Genomic DNA, 21196 nt, shown 5'->3' with positions numbered 1-21196 from the left:
CTGCGCCTCGCGTTCGCGCTCAGGACGGCGTCCGCGCCGCCGCCAGCAGACGGCTCACCTCGTCCGACGTGATGGTGAGGGCGGCGCCCACGGTGGTGAGGACCTCGCGTTCGGCGGGGGTGTAGGGGCCGTCGGCCAGGGCGATGCGGGCGCCCTGGAGGAGGATCGACTCGCGGCCGGCCGGGGCGAGGTGCGGGGCGAGCGGGTCGAGGGCCTCGTGCAGCTCTATGGCCAGCCCCGGTCCGCAGGGCGCCCCGAAGACCCGTCCGGTGTCCGCGGCCAGCGCCTCGACGAGGGCGTCCAGCTGTTCCTCGGTGCAGTCCTCGAATCCGGCCGCACGCACCGTTCCCGCTGCGGCCGACAAAGACGTACGGGTGCGGGTGCCGCCCGCGGCCAGCACCGCGAGGGCGACGGTGTGCACGGCGTCGCGGAGCATCGCCGAGAAACGGCTGGTGGTCGGATGGTCGAGGACGTCGGCACCGAAGTGGCGTCGGCAGGCCGCGCACTCCACGACCGGCCCGGTGTTGCCGCGCGGCAGCACGGGCAGGCCGAGCAGGATGAAGCGGCGGCGGCCGGTCAGCCGCTGGTAGTTGCGGTCGCCCCCGCAGCCGGGGCAGAAGAACTCGCCGTCGCCGACGGCCGTCCATGCGGTACGGGTGCCCAGCATGCGCGAACGCCTGGTGGCACGGCCGTTTCGTCCCCGTCCTGGCAGCACGTCGCACCTCCGTAACCCCACGGCAACATCGCCGCGCTTGCGTGATGTTAGCCACATCGGTGAGGCGGAGTCAGCACCCGTGACGAGACCTCTCCGTGACCTGGCCGGTAAGTGATGGGCCCCGCCCGCCATGGATCTGGCGTGCGGGGCCCTCGAACCGCCCGTGGGAATGGTTAGCGAGCCGCCCGGTTGACGGCCGACACGACCGCCTTCAGCGACGCACGTGTCGTGTTCGCATCGATGCCGATGCCCCACAGAACCTTGTCGTCGATGGCGCATTCGATGTAGGAGGCGGCCTGCGCGGAGGCGCCCTCGCTCATCGTGTGCTCCTGGTAGTCCAGCAGCCGGACGTCGACGCCGATGCCCTGCAGCGCGTGGAAGAACGCGGAGATCGGGCCGTTGCCGGTGCCGACCAGCGTCGTCTCGACGCCGTCGACCTCGGCCTCCACGGTCAGCGTGTCCACGCCGTCCCGGTCGGTCGTGGACTGGCCGTTCTTGACCTGGATACGGCCCCAGGGGTTGTCCGAGTTCGGCAGGTACTCGTCCTGGAAGGTCGCCCAGATGTCCTTCGGCGTGACCTCGCCGCCCTCGGCGTCCGTCTTCGCCTGGATGATCTTCGAGAACTCGATCTGCATCCGGCGCGGCAGGTCCAGCTTGTGGTCGTTCTTCAGGACGTACGCGATGCCGCCCTTGCCGGACTGCGAGTTGACGCGGATGACGGCCTCGTAGGAGCGGCCGACGTCCTTGGGGTCGATCGGCAGGTACGGCACCGCCCACTCGATGTCGTCGACCGTGACGCCCTTGGCCTTCGCATCGGCCTCCATGGCGTCGAAGCCCTTCTTGATGGCGTCCTGGTGGGAGCCGGAGAAGGACGTGTAGACCAGGTCGCCCACGTACGGGTGGCGCGGGTGGACCTCCATCTGGTTGCAGTACTCCCACGTACGACGGATCTCGTCGATGTCGGAGAAGTCGATCTGCGGGTCGACGCCCTGCGAGAACAGGTTCATGCCCAGGGTGACCAGGTCGACGTTGCCGGTGCGCTCGCCCTGGCCGAACAGGCAGCCCTCGACGCGGTCGGCGCCGGCCATCAGCGCCAGCTCGGCCGCCGCGACGGCCGTACCGCGGTCGTTGTGCGGGTGGACCGACAGGCAGACGTACTCGCGGCGGGAGAGGTTGCGGCCCATCCACTCGAAGCGGTCCGCGTGCGTGGAGGGCGTGGAGCGCTCGACGGTGGCCGGCAGGTTGAGGATGATCTCGCGGCCCGGGCCGGGCTGCCAGACGTCCATGACCGCCTCGCAGACCTCCAGGGCGAAGTCCAGCTCGGTGTCCGTGAAGATCTCCGGCGAGTACTGGTAGCCGAACTCGGTCTCCGGACCCAGCAGCTTCTCGGCGTACTCCATGACCAGCCGGGTGCCGTCGACGGCGATCTGCTTGATGTCGTCCTTGGAGCCACGGAAGACGACCCGGCGGAACACCGGGGCGGTGGCGTTGTACAGGTGGACGGTGGCGCGGCGTGCGCCCTTCAGGGACTCCACGGTCCGCTCGATCAGGTCCTCGCGGGCCTGGGTGAGTACGGAGATCGTGACGTCCTCGGGGATGGCGCCGGGATCCTCGATGATCGACCGTACGAAATCGAAGTCGGTCTGGCCCGAGGCCGGGAAGCCGACCTCGATCTCCTTGTAGCCCATCTTGACCAGCAGGTCGAACATCGCGCGCTTGCGCACCGGCGACATGGGGTCGATCAGGGCCTGGTTGCCGTCGCGCAGGTCGGTGGAGAGCCAGCGGGGGGCGGCGGTGATCCGGTTCTCGGGCCAGGTGCGGTCGGGGATGTCGACCTGCTCGTAGCGGCCGTACTTGTGGATCGGCATGGAACTGGGCTGCTGGCGGTTCGCCATGATGCGTGGGCTCCTCAAGGTGTCCGGAAGGACGGCCGACGACGCAACGCCAAGCTCCGCGGGGAGGGAGTCGGCCTCGACTACAGGCCCTCGCCGCGGCAGCTAAGAAGAAGCAGCCCGAAACGCATGATGCGCAGCATGCTAGCCGAGCTCCTCCGGATGCGGGGGTCCGTATCAGTATGCGGGACCAGGAGGACAAGCTGGACAAAAAGTGCGCTATACCACTTGGAGCCGATTGCCGGGGCACCTTGTCAGCACATTTCACCAATCATGGTTGCAGCTAGTGACAGGGGCATAACTCAGTGCAAGGGTGCCGGGCATGACGACGACCAACGGGGGCCACGAGCCCGTCTTCTGCACCATCGTTCCACCGCACGTCCTCGACAAGCTCGCCCAGGCCGAGGACCCCGCGCTCTCCGGTCCCGCCCGCCAGACCCTGCAGCGCGACGCCTACGAGCGCACCCACCGCCGGCTGACCACTGTCCTCGGCGCGCCCGCCGTCGCCCCACCCGCCGAGGCGGCGCCCGACAAGCCGCACCGCACCATCTACGACGCCCGGCACAAGACGGACCTGCCTGGCAAGAAGGTCCGCGGCGAGGGCGACGAGGCCGGCAAGGACGCCACGGTCAACCGCGCCTACGCCGGCCTCGGTGCCACCTTCGAGCTGTTCCTGAAGGCCTTCGAACGCAACTCGATCGACGGCAACGGTCTGCCGCTCGACGCGACCGTCCACTACGACGAGCAGTACAACAACGCCTTCTGGAACGGCGAGCAGATGGTGTTCGGCGACGGGGACGGCGAGATCTTCCTGGACTTCACCATCCCCATCGACGTCATCGGCCATGAACTCGCCCACGGCGTCACCCAGTACACGGCCAACCTCACCTACTTCGGCCAGCCCGGCGCCCTCAACGAGTCCGTGTCGGACGTCTTCGGCTCCCTCATCAAGCAGTACACGCTCGGCCAGACCGCCGCCGAGGCCGACTGGCTGATCGGCGCCGGACTGCTCGCCCCGCGCGTGTCGGGCGTGGCCCTGCGCTCGATGAAGGCGCCGGGCACGGCGTACGACGACGACGTCCTCGGCAAGGACCCGCAGCCCGGCACGATGGACGACTACGTCAGCACCGGCCGCGACAACGGCGGCGTCCACATCAACTCCGGCATCCCCAACCACGCCTTCTACCTCGCCGCCACCGCACTCGGCGGGCACGCCTGGGAGCGGGCGGGACAGATCTGGTACGACGTGCTGACCGGGGGCGAGCTGAAGGAGAAGGCGAACTTCACGGAGTTCGCCACGCTGACCGTCGCTGCCGCGAAGGCACGGTACGGCGACGGCGGCGAGGAGTTCCAGGCGGTGCTCAAGGCCTGGGAACAGGTGGGGGTGCGCACCCTGTAGTTCCGTACTAGACAGATCCCATGCGTATTCAGGTGAGGCGCACGGGCGGATTCGCGGGCATCGAGCGGCACGCCGAGGTGGACACCTCGGGGCGGCCCGACGCCCAGGAGTGGCACGCCCTGGCCGAGCGCGCGGTCGCTTCCGGCCGGGGCGCACCCCCCGTCGGGGCGCCCGACGGCTTCAGTTACCAGATCACCGTGGACGGGAACACCGTGTACTGCGCGGATCCACGGCTGACGGAGGAGCAGCGCAGGCTGATCAGCCGGGTGCTGAAGGAAGGGGCGTGACTGCTTGTGGGGCAGGGGTGGGCGCGTAACTGCTTGTTCACGCCTGCCCGTTGACTTCCGTTACCGGCGGTACGGATGATCCGGCGCATGGCGACTGATGCGCGCACCGCGACGAACCCGACACCTGAGTTCCCGGCGTTCCCCGACACCTTCCTGTGGGGCGTGTCGACCTCGGCGCACCAGATCGAGGGGGCGGTGGACGAACGCGAGCCGTCCGTGTGGGACGTCTTCACGGCCGAGCCGGGACGGGTGAAGGACGGCTCCACCGCGGCGGTGGCCTGCGACCACTACCACCGCTACCGCGAGGACGTGGCCCTCCTGGCCGACCTGGGCGTGGACGCGTACCGCTTCTCGATCTCCTGGCCGAGGGCGGTCTTCGCGGGCGGGCGGGGCCTCGACTTCTACGACCGTCTGGTGGACGAGCTGTGCGCGGCGGGCGTACAGCCGGTTCCGACCCTCTTCCACTGGGACCTGCCGGTCACACTCGACTGGCTGGACCGGGACACGGCGGCGCGGTTCGCGGAGTACGTGTCGGTGGTCGCGGAGCGGCTCGGCGACCGGGTGACAAAGTGGATCACCCTCAACGAGCCCGCCGAACACACTCTGTTGGGCCACGCCCTGGGCGCCCACGCACCCGGCAGGCGGCTCCTCTTCGACGCCCCCGGTCGCCCACCACCTGCTCCTGGCGCACGGTCTGGCGGTGCGCGCCCTGCGCGCGGCCGGCGCCTCGGACATCGGGATCGCCCACTCGCACGGACCGACCTGGCCGGCGTCGCAGGACAGCGCCGATGTTCAGGCGGCGGACTTCTACGACGTACTCCTCAACCGGCTGTTCGCGGACCCGATCCTGCTCGGTGAATACCCGGCGGGCATCGGCGAGTTGATGCCCGGGGACGTCGAGGCCGACCTGAAGGTGATCGCCGAGCCGGTCGACTGGTACGGCATCAACTACTACGCGCCGACCAGGGTGGGCGCACCCCAGGGCGCGGAGATCGAGTTCGGCGGACTGACGATGCCGGCCGACCTCCCCTTCTCCGTACGGCAGATCGAGGGCGTCCCGGTGACGGACTTCGGCTGGCCGGTCGTCCCGGAGGCCCTGACCGAGCTGCTCACCGGCTTCCGCGAGCGCTACGGCGACCGGCTCCCGCCCGTCGTGATCACCGAGAACGGCTGCTCCTACGAGGGGATCGACGACCAGGACCGGATCGCCTACCTGGACGGGCACGTCCGAGCCCTGCACAAGGCGCTGGCGGCGGGCGTGGACGTGCGTGGCTACTTCGTGTGGTCGCTGCTGGACAACTTCGAGTGGGCGGAGGGTTACGCCCGCCGCTTCGGCCTGGTCCATGTCGACCGGGAGACGCTGGAGCGGACACCGAAGGCGTCGTACGCCTGGTTCAGGGGCATGCTGCGGGCGCAGAGGTGACGGTCAGAAGCCCAGTTTGCGCAGCTGCTTCGGATCCCGCTGCCAGTCCTTGGCGACCTTGACGTGGAGGTCCAGGAACACCGGCGTCCCCAGCAGGGCCTCGATCTGCTTGCGGGACTTGATGCCGACGTCCTTCAGGCGCTTGCCCTTGGGGCCGATGATGATGCCCTTCTGGCTGGGGCGTTCGATGTAGACATTGGCGTGGATGTCCAGCAGGGGCTTGTCGGCGGGACGGTCCTCCCGCGGGAGCATCTCCTCGACCACGACCGCGATGGAGTGCGGCAGCTCGTCGCGGACGCCCTCCAGCGCGGCCTCGCGGATCAGCTCCGCGATCATGACCTGCTCGGGCTCGTCGGTCAGATCACCCTCGGGGTAGAGGGCCGGGCCCTCGGGCAGCAGCGGAACGATCAGGTCGGCGAGCAGGCTCACCTGCTTGTTCCCGACCGCCGACACCGGCACGATCTCCGCCCACTCGAACCCGAGCTCCTTGCCGAGCTGGTCGATCGCGATGAGCTGCTCGGCGAGCGTCTTGCTGTCGACCAGGTCGGTCTTCGTGACGACCGCGATCTTCGGCGTCTTCCTGATCGACGCCAGCTCCTTCGCGATGTACCGGTCACCGGGACCGATCTTCTCGTTCGCGGGCAGACAGAAGCCGATCACGTCCACCTCGGCCCATGTCGTGCGGACGACGTCGTTGAGCCGCTCGCCGAGCAGCGTGCGCGGCTTGTGCAGGCCCGGGGTGTCCACCAGGACCAGCTGGGCGTCGGGCCGGTGCACGATGCCGCGCACGGTGTGCCGGGTGGTCTGCGGCTGGTTCGCCGTGATCGCCACCTTCTGGCCGACCAGAGCGTTCGTGAGGGTGGACTTGCCCGCGTTGGGGCGGCCCACGAAGCAGGCGAAGCCGGCCCGATGGACAGTGTCGGCCGGCTGCTCGGATGACGGGGTGCGAACGCTCATGCCGCCCATTCTCCCTGATTGTCGACGCCCCGCCGCACACCTGCCCGCACGACCTCACGGGCGCGGCCCCGACGCCTTCCGGGCGAGGGGGCCGCGCAGCGCACTGTTCCGGTCTCAGCCGATCGTTCTCAGTCGATCCTTCTCAGTCGAACACGAACGGGCCCGGGGACTGCGGTCCGGTCGCCGTGCAGGTGATGGTGATGCCGAAGACCCTCATCCGCAGCGAACCGCCGAAGGCCTCCAGGCTGTCGCCGGAGGCCACGGTGCCGCTCAGCGGGCCGACGGTGACGCTGTCGCCGGCGGCCATCGCAGGGTTCTCGGTGCCGGTGAAGGCGGTCGTGCCGCCGCTGCCCTTCACCAGGGTGAGCGTGGACGCGATCGAGTCCTCGCCGAGTGCGATCGGCGCGGTGATCGCGGAGGACGTGAGGGTCATCGTGGCGGCGGTGCCGTTCTGGGTGGCCGTGAGCGTGGCCTCGCCGCCGCCGAAGGTGCCGCAGTCGGCGGTGATCGTCGCCGACTCCGGGGCGACGGCCACGGCGGCGGGCGCGAGGACGACGCCGGTGACCGCGAGGGCCCCGACGGCCAGTGCCGCACCTGTTGCTGTGCGCTTGCCTCTCATGGGGATCCGGCTCCCTTCCCGTGTCTGGGAATGCCATGTGGGGATGGACGGGAGATACGCCGACGGACCACCCGGCAGCGGGGTGCGGGCACGCTGCGCGAGCCTGAATCTGACGGTCCGTCGGAACTTACGGGTCCATTGATGCGCGAGATTCAGCGGAGGGCAAGGTTGAAATCCGGCCTAACTCTCCAGCCGGGGTCTGGGGGCGGAGCCCCCAGGGAGACTCAGCCCGCGGAGACGGTCAGCCGCACAACCCCATCAGGCCCGGCCACCAGCACCGGCGTCTCCGGCCCCCCAAGATCCCGTACCGCCGCCCGGTCCTCCGCGGACGCGGCATCCGCTTCGGTGACGACCGCCGCCGCCTCCAGCGACTTCGCCCCCGACGCCACCGCCATCGCCACCGCCGTCTGCAGAGCACTGAGCTTCAGCGAGTCCAGGGCGACGGTCCCGGCGACATACGTACGCCCCGTCTCGTCCCGTACGGCAGCCCCCTCGGGGACACCGTTGCGGGCCCGGGCCGAGCGGGCCAGAGTGACGATCTTGCGGTCCTCGGGGTCGAGCGCGTTGCTGTCGGTCATGCCCTGAGCATACGAAGAAACGTGTCCTCGATGGTCAGGGGGCGGTCAGGGCCGGTCGAGGCGGAGCCGCTCGGCGCGCGGCAGACCGGCCACGACCAGGTCGTAGGAGTCCTCGATGAGCTCCCGGACCAGACGGTCCGGGAGTTCGCCGTCGACGGTGACGGTGTTCCAGTGGCGCTTGTTCATGTGGTAGCCGGGGATGATCAGCCCCGGGTGATCGCCACGCAGCCGGACCGCGTCCTCGGGGTCGCACTTGAGGTTGACCGTCAGGGGGCGGTTGTCCATCCAGCTCAGGGCGAACATCTTGCCCAGCACCTTGAAGACCGAGATCTCCGGGCTGAACGGGAAGTCCTCCACCGCCGCGTTGAAGGACAGGCAGAATGCGCGCAGCTCCTGGGGCGTCACTCCGGTCTCGTCTCCTCCTCCGGCGGATCCACCGGGATCACCGGCTCCACCAGCACGGTCACGATCTTGTTCCGGCGGCCGGCCGCGGCCTCCGCGGTCAGCCGCAGCTCCCGGCTGTCGGGCAGTTCGACGACAGAGGAGGCGCCGGCGATGGGCACCCGACCGAGGGCCTTGGCGAGCAGCCCGCCGACGGTCTCCACGTCCTCGTCGTCGTAGGCCTCCAGCCCGTAGAGCTCGCCGAGGTCGCCGATGTCGAGGCGGGCGGTGACCCGGTAGCGGTCCTTACCGAGGGGTTCCACGGGCGGGAGTTCACGGTCGTACTCGTCGGTGATCTCGCCGACGATCTCCTCGAGGATGTCCTCGATGGTGACGATGCCGGCCGTGCCGCCGTACTCGTCGATGACGACGGCGACGTGGTTGCGCTCCTTCTGCATCTCGCGCAGCAGGTCGCCGGCGTTCTTGGTGTCCGGCACGAAGAACGCGGGCCGCATCGCCGTCGACACCAGCTCGGACTCGGCGTCCCGGCTGATGTGCGTCTTACGGACCAGGTCCTTCAGGTACACGATCCCGACGATGTCGTCCTCGCTCTCGCCGGTGACCGGGATGCGCGAGAAACCGGACCTGAGCGCCAGGGTGAGGGCCTGGCGGATGGTCTTGTAGCGCTCGATGACGATCAGGTCGGTGCGCGGCACCATGACCTCGCGGACCAGGGTGTCGCCCAGTTCGAAGACCGAGTGCACCATGCGGCGCTCCTCGTCCTCGATCAGGGACTCCGCCTCGGCGAGGTCGACCAGGGCGCGCAGCTCCGCCTCGGAGGCGAAGGGGCCGCGGCGGAAGCCCTTGCCGGGAGTGAGCGCGTTGCCGATGAGGATGAGCAGGGACGGGATCGGACCCATGATCCTGGCCAGCGGCACCAGGACGTACGACGCCACGGTCGCCGTGTTCAGCGGGTGCTGGCGGCCGATGGTGCGCGGGGAGACACCGACGGCGACGTACGACACCAGGACCATGACCCCGATCGCGACGACCAGGGCCTCCCATGTGGCGTCGAACTCCGTCAGACAGGCGTAGGTGACGAGCGAGCCGGCGGCCACCTCGCAGGCGACGCGGACCAGCAGCGCCACGTTGAGGTAGCGGGTCGGGTCGGCGGCGACCTGGGCGAGCTTGGTGCTGCCGCGCTGCCCGGACCGTACGGCCTCCTCGGCGCGGAAGCTGGACACACGCGCGAGGCCGGTCTCCGCGCAGGCGGCGAGCCAGGCGACGACGACCAGGGCGACGGCGCCGGTGACGAGCGGGAGGCTCATGACACGGTCGGGGCCGGGGACGGGCCCGTCAGGCCCTTCTCCCCGCGCCAGCCGTCCACGATGGCGGCCTGGAGGCCGAACATCTCGGCCTTCTCGTCGGGTTCCTCATGGTCGTACCCGAGCAGGTGCAGCACACCGTGGACGGTGAGCAGCTGGAGCTCCTCGTCCATGGTGTGCTGCGTCGGTGCCTCGGCGCCCTGCTTCGCGGCGACCTCGGGGCAGAGCACGATGTCGCCGAGGAGGCCCTGCGGGGGCTCGTCGTCGTCCTTGGACGGCGGGCGCAGCTCGTCCATCGGGAAGGACATGACGTCGGTGGGTCCCGGCAGGTCCATCCACTGGATGTGCAGCTGCTCCATGGCGTCGGCGTCCACGACGATCACCGAGAGCTCGGAGAGCGGGTGGATGCGCATCCGTGCGAGCGCGTAGCGGGCGATGTCGAGGATCGCCTGCTCGTCGACCTCGGTTCCGGACTCGTTGTTGACGTCGATCGACATGGTCGTGCTGGTCTACTTCCCCTTGGAGCCCTTGGCGCCGGTCTTGCCGCGTCCCTTGTGCGTGCCGTTCTCGGTGCCGTGCTTGTCGTCGTACTTCTCGTACGCGTCGACGATACGGCCCACCAGCTTGTGCCGTACGACATCGTGGGACGACAGCAGGGAGAAGTGGACGTCCTCGACGCCCTCCAGGATCTCCCGCACCTGCCGCAGACCGGACTTGGTGCCGTTCGGCAGGTCGACCTGCGTCACGTCACCCGTGATCACGATCTTCGAGTCGAAGCCGAGGCGGGTGAGGAACATCTTCATCTGCTCGGGGCTCGTGTTCTGGGCCTCGTCCAGGATGATGAAGGCGTCGTTGAGCGTACGGCCGCGCATGTAGGCGAGGGGGGCCACCTCGATCGTCCCGGCCGCCATCAACCGCGGAATCGAGTCCGGGTCGATCATGTCGTGCAGCGCGTCGTACAGCGGGCGCAGGTAAGGGTCGATCTTCTCGTACAGCGTGCCCGGCAGGAAGCCCAGCCGCTCGCCCGCCTCGACCGCAGGTCGGGTCAGGATGATGCGGTTGACCTGCTTGGACTGCAGGGCCTGCACCGCCTTGGCCATGGCGAGATACGTCTTGCCGGTGCCGGCGGGGCCGATGCCGAAGACGATCGTGTGCTTGTCGATCGCGTCGACGTACCGCTTCTGGTTGAGGGTCTTGGGGCGGATCGTGCGGCCGCGTGAGGACAGGATGTTCTGGGTGAGCACCTGGGCCGGGGTCTCCTCCGGTCCCTCCCCGTTCTCACTGGCCCGGAGCATGGCGATCGAGCGTTCCACTGCGTCCTCCGTCATCGGCTGCCCGGTGCGGAGCACCAGCATCATCTCGTCGAACAGGCGCTGGATGAGTGCGACTTCCGCCGCGGGTCCGACCGCGCTGATCTCATTGCCCCGGACGTGGATGTCGGCCGCCGGGAAGGCCTTCTCGATCACGCGCAGTAGGGAGTCGCCGGACCCCAGCACCGTCACCATGGGGTGCTGGGCGGGGACGGTGAACTGTGCTCTCGCCTGCCCCTGCGCGGGGGTGTGAGCTGTGGGTGTCTGAGTCATGGGCCGGCGCTTAAGGCCTGCACGTCCTCCTCGATACGACTCGCCTGCCACAAGGGCGGCCTGGCGATTTCCAGGGTACGCCGGACGACTGACATCGCCGTAGGACTTTTCCGTGCGCTGTGCGGCACACCGGGTCCGGGACACCGGCGTCAGACCGACCGGCCGAAGCCGATCGTCGGGACCGCGCGGCGCAGCGGCCACGGTCGGGCGGTGGCGGGGATCAGGTCCTCCAGGAACGCGTACCGGCGCAGCGCCGCCGGGTCCTGGTCGTCGAACGACTGCACCCGGCGCCACCAGGCGGCGATCTCGGACCAGCCGGGGGCGGACAGGGACCCCCCGAACTCCTGCACGGAGAGGGCTGCCGTGAGGCCGGCGAAGGCGAGGCGGTCGGCGAGCGGCCAGCCGGCGAGGGTGCCGGTGACGAAGCCGGCCACGAAGACGTCACCGGCGCCGGTGGGGTCCAGCGCCTCCACGTCGATCGCCGGGACCTCGGCGCTCTCTCCGGTGCGCCGGTCCACCGCGTACGCGCCCTCGGCGCCGAGGGTGACCACGGCGACCGGTACGTGCTCGGTGAGGGCCTGCGCGGCGGCGCGCGGGCAGGCGGTGCAGGTGTAGCGCATCGCCTCCTCGGCGTTCGGCAGGAACGCCTCGCAGTGTTCGAGGTCGGCGAGGCCGGCCAGGTCCCAGGCGCCGGTTTCGTCCCACCCGACGTCGGCGAAGATGCGGCTGCCCTGGCTCGCGGCCTGGGCGATCCAGGGGGCACGCTTGCCGGGGGTGAGCGAGGCGACGGCGGCACGCGCGCGTGGGGGGCACGGAGGCAGGTCTGCGCCCGAAGGGCGCCGTTTGAGGGTGGTGGTGGCCGACGGGTGGGAGGGCTCCTCGGGGGGCGGTTCGTGGCCGTGGGAGACCATCGTGCGTTCGCCCTCGTACGCCATCGAGACGGTGACCGGTGAGTGCCAGCCGCGCACCGTGCGAGACGGGGTGAGGTCGATGCCCTCGCCCTGGGCCAGGGCGTCCCAGCAGTAGTCGCCGTAGTGGTCGTCGCCGAAGGCCGCCGCGAGGGACGTCCTCAGGCCCAGCCGGGCCAGCGCTGTCGCCATGTTGGCGACGCCGCCGGGGCTCGAGCCCATCCCGCGCGCCCAGGTCTCGGTCCCGCGCACCGGGGCGGAGTCGAGCCCCGTGAAGACGATGTCGAGGAAGACCGTGCCCGTGAGATAGACGTCCCAGGGCGGGTCGTCCGGCGCGCGCACGGCGGCCAGGGGGTCGACGTGGGCGTGGCAGTTCGATCCGAGTGCGACGGGCGTCGGCCCCTCTCCGGTGGACGCGGTCACGGTGCGCTCCCTGACGTGGTGCTGATCTGGCCAGTGTGCACCACACCACTGACAAGGGGCCCATGGTCCGGCGGAGGGGGCGAATCAGGTCGTCGCAGGCGTCTACCAGCGAGGGACGGACGGCGTACGCCACTGCGGGTCGGCGACCCGCATCGCCGCCGCGTCGTCGCGGTCCCGCAGCGTGCCGTCGTCGTCGAGCCACCGCCGGTGCAGGAGGGCCAGTCGGTCACGGTCGAGTTCGACGCCGAGGCCGGGGGCGTCGGAGACGGTGACCTTGCCGCCGTCGAAGACCAGTCGCTCGGTGAGCACGTCCTCCGACTGCCAGGGGTAGTGGGAGTCGCAGGCGTGGTGGAGGTCGGGGACGGTGGATGCCACCTGGGTCATCGCGGCGAGGCTGATCCCGAGGTGGGTGTTGGAGTGCATCGACACCCCCACCCCGAAGGTGCGGCAGATGGCGGCGAGTTGCTGGGTGTTGCGCAGCCCGCCCCAGTAGTGGTGGTCGGAGAGGACGACCTGGACGGCGTCCTTCGTGAACGCCTCCCTGATCTCGGCGAACGTCGTCACGCACATGTTGGTGGCGAGCGGCACGCCCGCCCGTCGCCCACCACCACCCTTGTCCGAGGCGCTTCGCGCCGCCCCCTTCAATCCGGCGGCGACCTCGGCCATCGCGGGCGTGCCCAGCGCCGGGTCCTCCAGGTACTCGAGGACATCCGCCAGCTCCTTCGCCACCTTCAGCGAGGTCGCAACGGACCAGGCGCCGTTGGGATCCAGCCGCAGCGGATGCCCGGGGAAGGCCTCGGCGAGCGCGCGTACGGCGGCGATCTCCTCGTCCGGCGGGAAGACACCCCCCTTGAGCTTGAACGACGTGAACCCGTACCGCTCCTTGAACTTCCGCGCCTGTTCGACGACTCCGGCCGGATCGAGCGCGGCACCCCAGTCGTCCTTCTCGGCGGGGACGCCCTCGGGGTGGCCGGCCCACTTGTAGAAGAGGTACGCGCTGTACTCGACGGCGTCCCGCACCTTGCCGCCGAGCAGCGCGTGCACGGGCAGGCCGAGCGCCTTGCCCAGCGCGTCCAGACACGCCACCTCGAACGCCGAGACGACGGACAGCCGCAGCTTGTCGGCGGTCTGGACGCCGCGCAGCCCGCCGACGTCGACCTGGCCGGAGACCCGGGACTGATCGACGGCCACCTCGTCCGCGATGGCGAACAGAGCGTTCACATTCGTGACTTGGTGGCCGATCAGCTCAGCAGCGAAGGGCCGGGCCAGCTCGAGGTACTTGGTGTCGCCGTACGTCTCGCCGAGTCCGGTGACCCCGTCGGCCGTCACGACCTCCACGATCAGCCGGGGCGTGTACGGCTGGTGGACGCCCTGGGTGTTGAGCAGGGGCGGGTCGGCGACCAGGATCGGGGTCAGCCGTACATCCGTAATGGCGAGGTTCACAGGACGGCTCCCCCATGCAGATGTCATACACGTATGAGAATGGAGATTAGGTAGGCGAACAGCAGGCGTCAATGGCGGCAGCGGGCCGTGAACCGGCACGAGTCGGTGGGAGTGCGCACGTTTACCCGCCCTCCTCCACCCCAAACAGAACGTGCCCCAGATCACACCCCCCGCCCTCCCTCGCCCCACCCCCCGCTTGATACAAATTGCCCGCGCGTTCCTGTCCGTCGACGGTCGTCGCCCAATCCCCCCTTTTTGTGCCGCTCCTTTCGCATGCCCTGGGAACGCCCGTGCTCGCCCCCCGCACCACCGCCCACTGGCCCCTCGTCGCCCTTTTCACGGCCGGGTACCTCGCCCCCTATCTGCTGCCGACGATCGTCGGCCGGCTCGACTCCGGACTGTCCGTCTCCGCCACCCAGGCGGGTGCGATCGGCAGTGCACTGCTGCTGAGTTCGGCGTCGGCGGGCTTCCTGCTCGCATCCCGGGTCGACCGGCTCGGCCCCCGCACCCTCGCCCGAGCCGGCCTCGCTCTCGCCGTCCTCGGCTACGGCGGCGCCGCCCTCACCAGCACCGTCTGGGCCGTCGTCACCGGCGCGGTGATCGGCGGATTCGGCTCGGGTACGGCCACCGCGGTCGCCGCCACCGGCATCGCCGGCCGACGCGAGCCGCACCGCACCACCACCCTCGGACTGCTCAACGTCTCCGCGCTGGCGGGCGCGGTCTATCTGACGGTCCCCCACCTCGGCCCCGGGCATGGCCTGCCCCTGGCCGCGATCGCCCTGACGGCGCTGGCGGTCTGGCCACTCACCGGCCGCCTCGCGGTCCGTGGGACGCCGCCCCCGCAGCACGGCAGCGGCCACGACCGGCCCCGCCTCCCCCACCTTCGCTCCGGTCTCGTGCTGGCCGCCGCGATGCCCTGCTGGTCGATGGCCCAGAACTCCCTCTGGGGCGTCAGCGGGCGGATCGGTCTGACCCAGGCGCATCTGACGGAGGCGACCGTCGGTGTCGTCTTCGCGGTCGGGCTGGGCGCCGGGCTGCTGGGCGTGATCGGCGCCGGGACGCTGGGGCCGCGGCTCGGACATGCGCTGCCCATCGGCGCGGGGACCGGCCTCATCGCGGGCTGCATCGCCGTCAGCGCCTCGGCGACCGGTCTGACGACGTTCGCGGCGGGCGAGATCGCCTGGAACGCCATCTACCCGATCGTCCTCTCCTACGTCATCGGCCTCGCCGCCTCGCTCGACCCGCGCGGCCGCTGGGCGGTACTCGTCGGCTCGGCGTCGTCGCTCGGCACGGCGGCGGGCCCGCTGACCGGCAGCGTCCTCTCAGCACAGGCGGGTTTCCCGGCGATGGGCCTGATCCTGGCCGCCGGGCTGCTGGTGATCGCCGTCCCGATGACGGCCGTGGCGCTGCACGCGACGCGCCCCGCACCGGTCGTGGACGTCCTGGAGATCCCGGTGGACGCCCCGTCCCTCCCCGCCGACCGCTCGGCCTACGACACGGCAGGCCCCCGGCAGGCATTCGCCGCACCGGGGTCCGCAACCGACTAGCGATCAGCGGAACTCGTAGGCCTCGACCTCCGCGAGATACCGCGCCCGCCGCTCCTCGTCGTGCTCCAGGAAGGAGGCGACGAAGGAGTTGCGGGCCAGCTCGCGCAACTGTTCCTCGTCCAGCCCGAGGGCCTGGCGCACCGCGTCGAAGTTGTCGCCGGCGTAGCCGCCGAAGTAGGCGGGGTCGTCGGAGTTGACCGTGCACAGCAGCCCGGCGTCGAGCATGGCGGGCAGCGGGTGCTGCTCCAGGACGTCCACGGCACGCAGCCGCACGTTGGACAGCGGACACAGCGTCAGCGGGACGCGGTCGCGCACGAGCCGTTCGACCAGGGCCGGGTCCTCCAGGCAGCGCAGGCCGTGGTCGATCCGCTCGACGCCGAGCACGTCCAGGGCCTCGGTGATGTACTCCGGCGGCCCTTCCTCACCGGCGTGCGCCACCCGCCGCAGCCCGAGGGCGGCGGCCGCCTCGTACACCTCGCGGAACTTCACCGGCGGGTGCCCGACCTCGGCGGAGTCCAGCCCGACACCGGTGATCCGGTCCAGGTAGGGCCCCGCGGCGTCCAGCGTCTCCATCGCCGACTCGGCGGACTCGTCCCGCAGGAAGCACATGATCAGCCGGGTGGAGATCCCGTGCGTCTCCTGGCTGCGGTCGAGTGCCCGCCAGAGCCCTTCGACCACGGTCCCCATCGCCACCCCGCGCACGATGTGCGCCTGCGGGTCGAAGAAGATCTCCGCGTGCCGCACACCCTGCGCGGCGGCGCGGGCGAGGTAGGCGTCCGCGAGGTCCTCGAAGTCCCGCTCGGTGCGCAGGACGGCCATGAGCTCGTAGTACAGGTTCAGAAAGGACTGGAGGTCCTCGAACCGGTACGCCTCGCGGAGCTCTTCTGTGTCCGCGTACGGCAGGGTCACACCGTTGCGTGCGGCGAGCTCGAAGGCGAGCTCGGGCTCCAGGGTGCCTTCGATATGGAGGTGCAGTTCGGCTTTCGGGAGGGGCATCAAAGCATCGTACGGGCGTTTCACCGACGCTTCGGAACCGGCACTCTCTGTAGGTCGTGCGCCACGCTCAGCTCCCCCTCGAACCCGGCGGCCCGCGCCTGCCGCTCGAACTCGTCCGGTTCTGAGTAGCGCTGGCTGAAGTGGGTGAGGACGAGGTGCCGTACGCCGCACTCCTTGGCCACCCGCGCCGCCTGACCTACCGTCAGGTGCCCGTGCTCCACGGCGAGTTCGATGTCCTCGTCGAGGAACGTCGACTCGATGACGAGCATGTCGCAGCCCTCGGCGAGCGCGTACACCCCGTCGCACAGCCGGGTGTCCATGACGAACGCGAACCGCTGTCCGCGGCGCACCTCGCTCACGTCTTCCAGGCGGACGTCCGCGAGCACTCCCTCCCGCTGGATCCGCCCCACGTCCGGCCCCTTGATGCCGTGCGCGGCGAGCCGGTCGGGCAGCATGCGGCGGCCGTCGGGCTCGATCAGCCGGTAGCCGTAGGACTCGACGGGGTGGGAGAGCTTGCGGGCCTGAAGCGTGTACGACGACGTCACCGCGAGATCGCCGTCCCGGTGTACCGGCGCCTCGGTGAGGTCGACCGTCTCCCGGTAGGCGGTGGCGTACCGGAGGCGGGTGAAGAAGCGCTGTCCGGAGCGGGGGTAGTGCGCGGTGACCGGGTGCGGCACCTGGTCGAGGTTGATGCGCTGGATCACTCCGGCGAGGCCGAGGGAGTGGTCGCCGTGGAAGTGCGTGACGCAGATCCGGTTCAAGTCGTGGGCGGCGACCCCGGCGCGCAGCATCTGACGCTGGGTGCCCTCGCCGGGGTCGAACAGGATGCCCTCGCCGTCCCAGCGCAGCAGGTAGCCGTTGTGGTTGCGGTGCCGGGTGGGGACCTGACTGGCGGTGCCGAGGACCACCAGTTCTCGTACGGACAACGTGCTTACCCCGGGGGCCACTCGAGGCCGCGGCCGCCCAGGACGTGGGCGTGGGCGTGCCAGACGGTCTGGCCGGCGCCGGTGCCGGTGTTGAAGACGACGCGGTAGCTCTCCAGCTTGTCCTCGTCCGCGACCGCCTGCGTCTCGCGCAGAACGTCCGCGGCGAGCTCCGGCGCGGCGGCGGCGAGTGTGGCGGCGTCCCGGTAGTGCGCCTTGGGGATCACCAGGACGTGTGTGGGCGCCTGGGGGTTGATGTCCCGGAACGCAACGGTGGTCTCCGTCTCACGGACGATCGTCGCCGGGATGTGCCCCTCGACAATCTTGCAGAACAGACAGTCGTCCTGCGCTTCCCCTGCCATGTTCCCTCCGGGGGTTGGGCGGTGTACGGGGGGCATCGTATCGCCGCCGCCGCTGCGGGCAGTCGTGCCGCAGGGCGGCACGGGTGGGCGCGGCGGCACCCCGTTCGCACCGGGCTGCGCTACCCGCCCCTCCCCGCCCAGCCCAGCGCACGGTCACGGCAGGCTCGGCGGTACCTTCGCGGGCGCCTCCTCCAACGCCGCCAGCGCTATCCGCACCGCCTCGTCCAGCTGAGCGTCGCGCCCCGCCGCATAGTCCTGCGGTCGCTGCACGACCTCCACGTCCGGATCCACGCCGTGGTTCTCCACGCCCCACTCGTAACCCTCCAGCCAGAACGCGTACTTCGGCTGAGTGATCAGCGTGTCGTCGACGAGCCGGTAGCGGCTGTCGATGCCGATGACACCGCCCCAGGTGCGGGTGCCGACCACCGGCCCGAGCCCGAGCGCCTTGATCGCCGCGTTCACGATGTCGCCGTCGGAGCCGGAGAACTCGTTGGCGACGGCGACCACCGGCCCGCGCGGCGCGTCCTGCGGATAGCTGTACGGCCGCATCCCGCGCGGCACGGCCCAGCCGACGATCCGCCGGGCCAGCTTCTCGACGACCAGTTGGGAGGTGTGCCCGCCCCGGTTCTCCCGTACGTCCACCACGAGCCCTTCCCGGGCCACCTCCACCCGCAGGTCCCGGTGGATCTGCGCCCAGCCCGGCGCCTGCATGTCGGGCACGTGGAGGTAGCCGAGCCGGCCGCCGGACCGCTCGTGGACGTAGGCCCGCCGGTCGGCGACCCAGGCGTGGTAGCGCAGCGGCTCCTCGTCGGCGATCGGCACGACCACCGCGTGCCGTACCTCGCCGCCGCCGGACGGCGAGACGGTCAGCTCGACGGGCCTGCCGGCGGTACCGACGAGCAGCGGCGCCGGCCCGGTCACCGGATCCACCGCCCGCCCGGCCACAGCCACGATGGCGTCCCCGGCGCGCACCGCGACGCCGGGCGCGGCGAGCGGGGAGCGGGCGTCGGGGTCGGAGGTCTCCGAGGGGAGGATCCGGTCGATACGCCAACTGCCGTCGGCGTGCCGGGAGATGTCCGCGCCGAGCAGTCCCTGGCGGGGCCCGTTGCCGTAGCCGCCGTTCGGCATGACGTAGGCGTGGGAGGTGCCGAGCTCGCCCTGTACCTCCCACAGCAGGTCCACGAGGTCGTCGTGGGTGGCGATCCGCTCAAGGACCGGCCGGTAGCGGTCGAGGACGCCGCCCCAGTCGACGCCGTTCATGTCCGGCCGCCAGAAGTGGTCCCGCATGATGCGGCCGGTCTCCTCGTACATCTGCCGCCACTCGGCCGCCGGGTCGATGATCTGCCGTACCCGGCCGAGGTCGACGGTGACGTTGGTGTCGCTGTCGTCGTCGTTCGAGGCGCGCCGGTCGCTGGGGACGACCTTCAGCCGGCCGTCGGTCCACAGCAGCACGCGTTTCCCGTCGCCACTGACCTCGAAGTGGTCGGCGTCGGCGGCGAGATGCTCCAGACGGTGCTGGGCGAGGTCGTAGCGCTCCAGCTCGGTCTTGGGGTCGGGGTCGTCCGGGGTGGCCCGGGAGGAGCCGAGGACGCCCTGCACGGGGTGCCGCAGCCACAGCACACCGTCCTTCGCGGCGCGCAGGTTGGAGTAGCGGCCGGCCTCGACCGGGAACGGCACGATCCGGTCGGCGAGCCCCTCGAGGTCGATCCGGGTCGTCGGGGTGCCCTCGCTGTCGGGCGTCTCGTCCTTGTCCGGCGTCTCGAAGGGGCGGCCGTGCCGCTGCGGGCCGAACGGCGAGGGCGTGGTCGCGGCGAGGGTGATCAGGTGGGGGCGGTCGCCGACGACGAACGCCAGGTCGAAGACGTGCTCGTCGTAGACGGGGTCGAAGGAGCGGTTGGAGAGGAAGGCGAGGTGCTTGCCGTCGGCGGTGAAGGCGGGCGCGTAGTCCTGGAAGCGCAGCGGGGTCGCCTCGGTGACCGACAGATCGGTGGTGTTGGCGAGCCTCAGCTGGCAGAGCGGGCGGGGGCCGGGGTGGGACCAGGCGAGCCACGCCGAGTCCGGCGAGAAGACCAGCCCGGAGACGTCTCCGTTGTCGCTGCGGTCGACCTCCCGCACCTCGCCGGTCTCCCGTTCGACGAGCAGCAGCCGCCCGTCGTGCGCGGCGACGGCGGCACGGCTGCCGTCGGGGGCCATGGCGAGCTCCAGGACCCGGCCGAGCTGCCCGGCGGCGAGCCGGCGCGGGACGGAGCCCGGGGTCAGTCCGGTGGCGGGCGCGAACTCCAGGGCGTCCTCGCCCTCGGCGTCCGTCACCCACACCACCCACTCCTCGCCCTCCGCACGGAAGGTGCGCGGCAGCCGGGCCCGTACGCCGGGTTCGGCGGCCAGCGCGCGGGCCGGGCCGGAGCGATGCGTCACCCAGTGCACCCCGCCGCGCACGGAGACCGCGCTGCCGCGCGCGGTGTGGTCGGGGGATGCGGACCCGAACCAGCGGGAGGCGTTCACCGGGTACGGCTGCCGGTCGGTGTGCTGCCCGCCGAGCCGCAGCTCGAGCCGACGGGGCTCAGCCCCGTCGAGGTCGTCCAGCAGCCAGAGTTCACCGGCGCAGGAGTAGACGACACGGGTGCCGTCGCTCGCGGCGTGCCGGGCGTAGAACCCGTCGAGGGGAGTGTGCCGGCGCAGGTCGGAGCCGTCGGCGAGGGAGGAGTAGAGCGCGCCGGTGCCCTCGTGGTCGGACAGGAAGGCGATCCGGTCCGCCACCCATACCGGGTACTCGATGTTCCCGTCCAGCTCCTCATGAAGCCGTACGAACTCCCCGTCCCCCTCCCGGTCGATCCACAACTTGCCCGCCGTACCGCCCCGGTACCGCTTCCACTTGGCGGCCTCGCGTCCCATCGGCGCGGACAGCAGCACGGTGTGCGGCCCGTACGCGACCTCACCGACCGGCCCGTACGGCAGCCGGGTCGCCGGTCCGCCGTCCAGCGGGACGGCGTGCGCCCAGGTGCGGCGCAGGCTGGCCTGGCCGTGCGTGGTGAGGGCGAGGACCTGGCCGTCCGGGGTCCAGCCGCGGACCTCGGTCTTCACGCTGCCCCAGTGGGTGAGCCGCCTCGCCGGGCCGCCGTCGACGGGGGCGATGTGCACCTCGGGGGCGCCGTCGCGGGTCGAGGTCCAGGCGACGGTGGTGCCGTCGGGCGAGATGCGCGGCATGGTGACCGGGACGTTGTCGGCGCTCACCCGCCAGGCCCGGCCGCCGTCGAGGGGGGCGATCCAGACGTCGTCCTCGGCGGTGAAGGCGACCACATCGCCGTGCAGGTGCGGAAACCGGAGATACGCCGACGTGGCGGGCGCTGCGGACTCTGTCACCCGATCACCCTATGCAGCGGCGGGGCCCGCGCGCAGAGGTTTCGATCACCGGTTTCCTCCAGGGCGAAGGACCGC

18 protein-coding genes and 1 pseudogene are annotated in these 21196 nt (G+C 70.9%); 4 read left to right on the top strand and 15 right to left on the bottom strand.

The window, feature by feature from the left end; translation table 11 throughout:
- Positions 1-19: 19 nt before the first annotated feature.
- Both ACKTSN_RS31475 and leuA read right to left on the bottom strand, forming a co-directional pair.
- A complete protein-coding gene (locus ACKTSN_RS31475; protein ID WP_409472200.1) occupies positions 20-715 on the bottom strand; it encodes a TerB family tellurite resistance protein in 696 nt (231 codons plus the stop codon).
- A gap of 173 nt (positions 716-888) precedes the next feature.
- Entirely contained in the window at positions 889-2610 is a 1722-nt protein-coding gene (gene leuA, locus ACKTSN_RS31470) for a 2-isopropylmalate synthase (protein WP_409472199.1), read from the bottom strand.
- Positions 2611-2929: 319 nt separating this feature from the next.
- On the opposite strand from leuA, the gene ACKTSN_RS31465 reads away from it, so the two are divergent.
- The 3 genes and pseudogenes from ACKTSN_RS31465 to ACKTSN_RS31455 all read left to right on the top strand — a co-directional run bounded on the left by ACKTSN_RS31465 (position 2930) and on the right by ACKTSN_RS31455 (position 5716).
- A complete protein-coding gene (locus ACKTSN_RS31465; RefSeq protein WP_409472198.1) occupies positions 2930-4006 on the top strand; it encodes a M4 family metallopeptidase in 1077 nt (358 codons plus the stop codon).
- 20 nt (positions 4007-4026) lie between these two features.
- Positions 4027-4293: a protealysin inhibitor emfourin gene (locus ACKTSN_RS31460; RefSeq protein ID WP_224738732.1), complete on the top strand. Its 267-nt coding sequence runs from the start codon at positions 4027-4029 to the stop codon at positions 4291-4293.
- 75 nt (positions 4294-4368) lie between these two features.
- A pseudogene (locus ACKTSN_RS31455) lies at positions 4369-5716 on the top strand (GH1 family beta-glucosidase).
- A gap of 3 nt (positions 5717-5719) precedes the next feature.
- Here the strand turns inward: ACKTSN_RS31455 and era are convergent.
- The 9 genes from era to ACKTSN_RS31410 all read right to left on the bottom strand — a co-directional run bounded on the left by era (position 5720) and on the right by ACKTSN_RS31410 (position 13960).
- Positions 5720-6673 (bottom strand): GTPase Era, encoded by a 954-nt coding sequence (gene era, locus ACKTSN_RS31450; RefSeq protein ID WP_409472197.1) that lies wholly within the window; start codon positions 6671-6673, stop codon positions 5720-5722.
- Positions 6674-6815: 142 nt separating this feature from the next.
- A complete protein-coding gene (locus tag ACKTSN_RS31445; RefSeq protein WP_409472196.1) occupies positions 6816-7292 on the bottom strand; it encodes a hypothetical protein in 477 nt (158 codons plus the stop codon).
- Positions 7293-7516: 224 nt separating this feature from the next.
- Positions 7517-7870 (bottom strand): cytidine deaminase, encoded by a 354-nt coding sequence (locus ACKTSN_RS31440; RefSeq protein WP_409472195.1) that lies wholly within the window; start codon positions 7868-7870, stop codon positions 7517-7519.
- A 45-nt stretch (positions 7871-7915) separates the two neighbouring features.
- Positions 7916-8275 carry an MmcQ/YjbR family DNA-binding protein gene (locus tag ACKTSN_RS31435; protein WP_409472194.1) on the bottom strand — a complete coding sequence of 120 codons (360 nt, stop codon included), beginning with the start codon at positions 8273-8275 and terminating at the stop codon, positions 7916-7918.
- On the bottom strand, positions 8272-9579 hold the full coding sequence (locus ACKTSN_RS31430) for a hemolysin family protein (protein WP_409472193.1): 1308 nt from the start codon (positions 9577-9579) through the stop codon (positions 8272-8274). The genes ACKTSN_RS31435 and ACKTSN_RS31430 overlap by 4 nt, the downstream gene beginning before the upstream one ends.
- Positions 9576-10073, bottom strand: a complete 498-nt coding sequence (ybeY, locus tag ACKTSN_RS31425) for an rRNA maturation RNase YbeY (RefSeq protein WP_224738738.1) — start codon at positions 10071-10073, stop codon at positions 9576-9578. The genes ACKTSN_RS31430 and ybeY overlap by 4 nt, the downstream gene beginning before the upstream one ends.
- Before the next feature lie 12 nt (positions 10074-10085).
- A complete protein-coding gene (locus ACKTSN_RS31420) occupies positions 10086-11159 on the bottom strand; it encodes a PhoH family protein (RefSeq protein WP_409472192.1) in 1074 nt (357 codons plus the stop codon).
- Between the two features lie 149 nt (positions 11160-11308).
- On the bottom strand, positions 11309-12490 hold the full coding sequence (locus ACKTSN_RS31415; RefSeq protein WP_409472191.1) for a carbohydrate kinase family protein: 1182 nt from the start codon (positions 12488-12490) through the stop codon (positions 11309-11311).
- 102 nt (positions 12491-12592) lie between these two features.
- A complete protein-coding gene (locus tag ACKTSN_RS31410) occupies positions 12593-13960 on the bottom strand; it encodes a glucarate dehydratase family protein (RefSeq protein ID WP_409472190.1) in 1368 nt (455 codons plus the stop codon).
- A 263-nt stretch (positions 13961-14223) separates the two neighbouring features.
- Here ACKTSN_RS31410 and ACKTSN_RS31405 point away from each other — a divergent pair, with 263 nt between their 5' ends.
- The gene (locus ACKTSN_RS31405; RefSeq protein WP_409472189.1) at positions 14224-15480 is read left to right on the top strand and encodes an MFS transporter; all 1257 of its coding nucleotides are present in this window, start codon (positions 14224-14226) and stop codon (positions 15478-15480) included.
- Positions 15481-15483: 3 nt separating this feature from the next.
- Here ACKTSN_RS31405 and ACKTSN_RS31400 read toward each other — a convergent pair whose 3' ends face one another.
- The 4 genes from ACKTSN_RS31400 to ACKTSN_RS31385 form a co-directional block, all read right to left on the bottom strand.
- On the bottom strand, positions 15484-16476 hold the full coding sequence (locus ACKTSN_RS31400; RefSeq protein WP_409472188.1) for an adenosine deaminase: 993 nt from the start codon (positions 16474-16476) through the stop codon (positions 15484-15486).
- A gap of 20 nt (positions 16477-16496) precedes the next feature.
- The gene (locus ACKTSN_RS31395) at positions 16497-17402 is read right to left on the bottom strand and encodes a ribonuclease Z (RefSeq protein WP_409472187.1); all 906 of its coding nucleotides are present in this window, start codon (positions 17400-17402) and stop codon (positions 16497-16499) included.
- Between the two features lie 5 nt (positions 17403-17407).
- Positions 17408-17761, bottom strand: coding sequence for a histidine triad nucleotide-binding protein (locus ACKTSN_RS31390; RefSeq protein WP_409472186.1), 354 nt, complete (start codon positions 17759-17761; stop codon positions 17408-17410).
- Between the two features lie 153 nt (positions 17762-17914).
- The gene (locus tag ACKTSN_RS31385) at positions 17915-21058 is read right to left on the bottom strand and encodes a S41 family peptidase (RefSeq protein ID WP_409474968.1); all 3144 of its coding nucleotides are present in this window, start codon (positions 21056-21058) and stop codon (positions 17915-17917) included.
- Between the last annotated feature and the right edge of the window lie 138 nt (positions 21059-21196).

It is taken from the genome of Streptomyces flavusporus, assembly GCF_046267975.1.
Taxonomy (GTDB): Bacteria; Actinomycetota; Actinomycetes; order Streptomycetales; family Streptomycetaceae; genus Streptomyces; species Streptomyces flavusporus.
Note: the sequence above shows the minus strand (reverse complement) of the source record. Positions and strands in the feature narration are given on the sequence as shown.

Bases quoted from the DNA above. Each gene is read 5' to 3' on its own strand.
- leuA (WP_409472199.1), bottom strand. From the start codon at position 2,610: ATGGCGAACCGCCAGCAGCCCAGTTCCATGCCGATCCACAAGTACGGC.
- ACKTSN_RS31465 (WP_409472198.1), top strand. From the start codon at position 2,930: ATGACGACGACCAACGGGGGCCACGAGCCCGTCTTCTGCACCATCGTT.
- ACKTSN_RS31460 (WP_224738732.1), top strand. From the start codon at position 4,027: ATGCGTATTCAGGTGAGGCGCACGGGCGGATTCGCGGGCATCGAGCGG.
- era (WP_409472197.1), bottom strand. From the start codon at position 6,673: ATGAGCGTTCGCACCCCGTCATCCGAGCAGCCGGCCGACACTGTCCAT.
- ACKTSN_RS31445 (WP_409472196.1), bottom strand. From the start codon at position 7,292: ATGAGAGGCAAGCGCACAGCAACAGGTGCGGCACTGGCCGTCGGGGCC.
- ACKTSN_RS31440 (WP_409472195.1), bottom strand. From the start codon at position 7,870: ATGACCGACAGCAACGCGCTCGACCCCGAGGACCGCAAGATCGTCACT.
- ACKTSN_RS31430 (WP_409472193.1), bottom strand. From the start codon at position 9,579: ATGAGCCTCCCGCTCGTCACCGGCGCCGTCGCCCTGGTCGTCGTCGCC.
- ybeY (WP_224738738.1), bottom strand. From the start codon at position 10,073: ATGTCGATCGACGTCAACAACGAGTCCGGAACCGAGGTCGACGAGCAG.
- ACKTSN_RS31420 (WP_409472192.1), bottom strand. From the start codon at position 11,159: ATGACTCAGACACCCACAGCTCACACCCCCGCGCAGGGGCAGGCGAGA.
- ACKTSN_RS31410 (WP_409472190.1), bottom strand. From the start codon at position 13,960: ATGACATCTGCATGGGGGAGCCGTCCTGTGAACCTCGCCATTACGGAT.
- ACKTSN_RS31400 (WP_409472188.1), bottom strand. From the start codon at position 16,476: ATGCCCCTCCCGAAAGCCGAACTGCACCTCCATATCGAAGGCACCCTG.
- ACKTSN_RS31390 (WP_409472186.1), bottom strand. From the start codon at position 17,761: ATGGCAGGGGAAGCGCAGGACGACTGTCTGTTCTGCAAGATTGTCGAG.